The sequence below is a fragment of the Paraglaciecola sp. genome, from assembly GCF_030730205.1.
In the GTDB taxonomy this organism is placed as follows: Bacteria; Pseudomonadota; Gammaproteobacteria; order Enterobacterales; family Alteromonadaceae; genus Paraglaciecola.
In genome coordinates this window covers 1-4,177 of sequence record NZ_JANQVQ010000097.1, presented here as the reverse complement: position 1 = coordinate 4,177, position 4,177 = coordinate 1, and the positions used below count along the sequence as shown (strand labels likewise).

Below are 4,177 nucleotides of genomic sequence, written 5' to 3'. Positions count from 1 at the left end.
GTGTTAAAGGCTTTGGTGGTGCCATTGAAGCTGACGGTCCAGTAGTTGCTGATGGCAAGGTATTTATTACCTCTGGTTACGATAAATGGGGAGAAACTCCAGGTAATTTGTTGTTGGTGTTTTCACTTGATGGTAAGTAGTTAAGCGCTACGTTATATGAATTTGAATAGCTTAAATAACATAAGAAAGTAAACACGAAGGTAGTGACCACTTCAATTTTTATAGGGTAAATTATTATGCACTTTTTTAAAAACCTAATAGCGGTGAGCGCTATATTGATTGCAATGTCAGATGCTGCTGCCATAGAAGTAGATAAAGACGCTTCTATAAATGACACTAGTACAACGATAATGGGTATCAATCATATTGGTCTTTCAGTGAAAAATTTAGATCAGGCATTGGCGTTTTATCAAAGAGCGACAGGATTTGAGTTAATAAAACGTGAAAAAGTGTTTGCAAATAAAAATGCCGATGTACTTTGGGGAGGAGAGGATCTGCAATATGAAGTTGCCACGTTAAAAGCTCCCAATATGTTGTTTGAAATCACCGAGTTTGCTCTCAACAAAAACGTCAGATTAACAGATATGCCTGTTCAAGGGCCTGGAATGACTCATACTTGCTTTCAATCTCCTGAAGTAAGTCCCGGTTACACTAAGTTTGTAAAAGCTGGTACTCGTATGATCACAAAAGGGAATATACCGGTTGATATTGGTGGCTATGGTGTGACTTATGCTTATGGATATGACCCAGAAGGCAATATATTTGAATTAGAACAATTAGATGGCGCCGTTTTAACTCGGGCTGGGTATGACAAGGTTTGGCAAGCTCAAGGTTATAACATGTGGATGTCACAAGTATCTTTTGCCACTGCTGATATTGATAATTTAATGGGTTTTTATGAAAAAGTATTAGGTTTCAAGCCCTATCGAACCAATCACGTCACCAATAACCCTAAAGTCGATAGTATTGCTAATATTTCCAATGGAGACATGTTAGCTGGTTGGTTTAAATTGAATGATAAATCCAAAGTAATGGAGTTTTGGCAGTTCAAAACCCCTAAAACAGAACACTTTATCGGCACACGCAAAGCAACTGATTTAGGCTATAGCTATTCACTTGAGGTGGGTAACATTCAGCAAGAATACGAACGTTTAGTTTCATTAGGTGTTGACTTTATTAGCAATCCACAACGGGTTGGTGAGTTTTTCCAAGCTTATGCCAGAGATGTAGACGGAAATATATTTTCACTTCGCCAGGCGGTTGATGCTAAATCACAATATTCCATTGTTAGCTTTGATATACCTGGTTAAAGCTAGGTTTAGTGAAATTCAAGGTAGGTTCGAAGTGAAGAAAAAGTACAAATATTTAATAGGTGGACTGCTTACTGTGTCAGTAGTGATTACTGTCGGTGTAATTTCAATAAAACCTCTTCTTGGATATTTGATGGTACCAGAGGGGGTGTTTGATTCAAGCATGGCTCCACCTAAGCCTGACTATTCTGTGCAAGCTTCATGGCTTACGTTACCAGATAAAGTTGACTATGCTGATATGGTGCCAGAAGGTTTAAAAGATGAACAAGCTAATGCCCCAGCAGATGTGTTCTATATCCATCCTACGGCGTATTACGGCAACAGTAATTGGAATTCTGATATGTCTTCCGAAAAAGGGGCTGCGCAAATAGTCGAATATATGGTTGCGACCCAAGCTAGTATTTTTAATGCTTGTTGCAAAGTTTATTCGCCGCAATTTAGGGAAGCCACATTAAGTGCATTTATGAGACAGGAATACGGTGCCTTAGAACTGGCATATGATGATGTACAAAGAGCTTTTGAATATTTTTTACAATATCAAAATAAAGGGCGGCCCTTCATAATCCTCAGTCATAGCCAAGGCACAACACATGCTTTGCGCTTGCTGGAAGAGTATATTATCCCCCGAGGACTGGTTGATCACATGGTGGTAGCCTATCTTATTGGTTACGAATTACCTTTGGACAAGTTTAGTCGTGGTCTCAAATCTATTAAACCTTGTGGAGATGAACAACAAACTCATTGTATTGTTTCTTGGGCGACCTATGGTGAAACCAGTGATCCTGAATTTTCCTTTAACGTTCCTCATTGGTATCCAGAAGGGTGGGAATGGAGCAACGGGAAAGATACCTTGTGTGTTAATCCACTTTCTTGGCGAACAGATGAGGTGTTACAAACGAAAGACAAGCACCAAGGTACCGTTTTGACGAACCCACTTACATTTTTTTATAAAAATGTTCTTTTTGATAAAAATACCGGTGAAAACCCGCAGTATTTGCAACTTTATCCGAATTTTACCCGCGCACAATGTAGACATGGTCGCCTTTATATTGAAACTCAGCGGGATAATTCAATTTCTGCCAGTACAAACGAACTTGACCAAAACTATCACGCTAATGACATTAACTTGTTTTACATGAATCTTAGGCAGAATGCTCAACTTCGTGTAACACAGTTTTTACAAAGGCTCTTTTAGATGATTTTCATTTTATTTAGAGACAAAGTATGCGCTTGCAACTAGCTTATTTAATTTGTTTTTTAAGTTTTTCGCCAGTCAGCTATTGTCTAAATAAAGATAATAATGCTTTGGCTCATTCAACGACATCCGAACTTATCGATTTTTACCAACACCAGAATGTAGACTCTAACGGCGTTAATATTCATTATCTGGAGTCTGGTAAGGGTCAAGTCATGGTGTTTTTGCATGGCTACCCTTTTTATGGATTGAGCTGGGACAAACTACTTAGGCCATTTTCTGCTTCATACCATGTGGTCGCTCCTGATAACAGAGGTTATAATTTAAGCGATAAACCTTCTAAGGTCGATGAATACAAATTAAGCAAACTGGTTGGTGATGTAGTGGCCTTGGCAAACAAAGTGTCACCCAAACAAAAAATCATATTGGTAGGCCATGATTGGGGTGGTGCTTTGGCCTGGACCTTTGCTCAACTTCATCCAGAGCGAGTCGATAAGCTAATAGTACTCAATGCACCGCCATTAAACGTGTTACTCAATAACCTGCAAAATGACCCAGAGCAGCAAAAAGCGTCTGCTTACATGGATATTCTTAAAAGTGGTAAGGTTGAAGCTATGTTTAGGCAAACTGGGCCAGATATGCTTTGGAACTATGGCTTTAATAAGCTCTATGAAGCTGGAAACTTAGATGATGTTTTCAAACAAGGTTTTTATTCAGCATGGCAGCAAGTTGAAGCTTTAACGTCAGCCTTGAATTGGTATCGTGCAAACATTCCGCCTTTTGATAAGATTGATGACGACAGCTATTTTCCTGCCAAAAGCACCCGCGTCAGCGTTCCATCATTGCTAATATGGACAGAGCATGAAAGAACCTTTAGTCGAAGTAGTATTGAAAAAACGGCGGAACTAGCTGATAACTTGAAGATCGAATGGATCATGGATTCTGGACATAGTCCTTTTTTGGATAAAGCGGAACAGGTTGTAACCTTAATCACCAATTTTTTGAAAGTAGACGATTCAGAAATCCATTGATTATCTCACCGATAGAATGCCTACGTCACACCCTAAAAATCAGTTGCTGTCTAGTTATCGACGTTAATGGGCTATGGTCCTTTAACTGAAATAACAAGAGGCTCAGCAACTAGAACGTTCCTTTCGTCTATAAAGAAAAACTAGGGGAGTTGACAGGTTTTACTTTTTATATATAAATTCAATACTGCCTTTTGTTCATCATTTAAACGTAAACCATGCTTAGTTCTGCGCCAGATAATGTCGTTTAAAGACCTTGCCCATTCTTTTTCAATTAAGTAATCAACTTCACTCTGATACATATCGCAACCAAAGTCTCGACCTAACTCACTTAAACTTTGCTTGTCTCTTAAAATATGTTCACAGAGCAAGCCATATTGACGCAGATATCGCTTAAGAAGGAGAGGGGACAACCAAGGGTATTGATCAATAATTTTATGGCTAAGCGCTTCTCTGCTGCTAAAATCTCCACCCGGTAAACACCGATCTTTTGTCCATGCTTTACCTGCCTTTGGGAAAAATCGTATCAGTTGGTTCACTGGTGCTGTCAAGTTAATAAGCGGACTCAGAAACGTGCGATGATTACGGTATGAAAAAGACCAATATTTATGCTGGATATCGCTATCCCTCCCAAATCATCAGTC

Annotated in this window: 4 protein-coding genes; 3 read left to right on the top strand and 1 reads right to left on the bottom strand. The window is 39.1% G+C overall.

The window, feature by feature from the left end:
* Nucleotides 1–236 precede the first annotated feature (236 nt).
* The 3 genes from NWQ57_RS07870 to NWQ57_RS07860 are packed head-to-tail and all read left to right on the top strand — an operon-like array spanning nucleotide 237 to nucleotide 3,536.
* The gene (locus NWQ57_RS07870; RefSeq protein WP_306021596.1) at nucleotides 237–1,310 is read left to right on the top strand and encodes a VOC family protein; all 1,074 of its coding nucleotides are present in this window, start codon (nucleotides 237–239) and stop codon (nucleotides 1,308–1,310) included.
* Nucleotides 1,264–2,505 carry a DUF3089 domain-containing protein gene (locus tag NWQ57_RS07865; protein WP_306021595.1) on the top strand — a complete coding sequence of 414 codons (1,242 nt, stop codon included), beginning with the start codon at nucleotides 1,264–1,266 and terminating at the stop codon, nucleotides 2,503–2,505. Before NWQ57_RS07870 ends, NWQ57_RS07865 begins: the two co-directional genes overlap by 47 nt.
* 29 nt (nucleotides 2,506–2,534) lie before the next feature.
* Nucleotides 2,535–3,536: an alpha/beta fold hydrolase gene (locus tag NWQ57_RS07860; RefSeq protein ID WP_306021594.1), complete on the top strand. Its 1,002-nt coding sequence runs from the start codon at nucleotides 2,535–2,537 to the stop codon at nucleotides 3,534–3,536.
* A 140-nt stretch (nucleotides 3,537–3,676) separates the two neighbouring features.
* On the opposite strand, the gene NWQ57_RS07855 is transcribed toward NWQ57_RS07860, so the two are convergent.
* On the bottom strand, nucleotides 3,677–4,072 hold the full coding sequence (locus NWQ57_RS07855; protein WP_306021593.1) for a glycerol-3-phosphate dehydrogenase C-terminal domain-containing protein: 396 nt from the start codon (nucleotides 4,070–4,072) through the stop codon (nucleotides 3,677–3,679).
* Nucleotides 4,073–4,177: the final 105 nt, after the last annotated feature.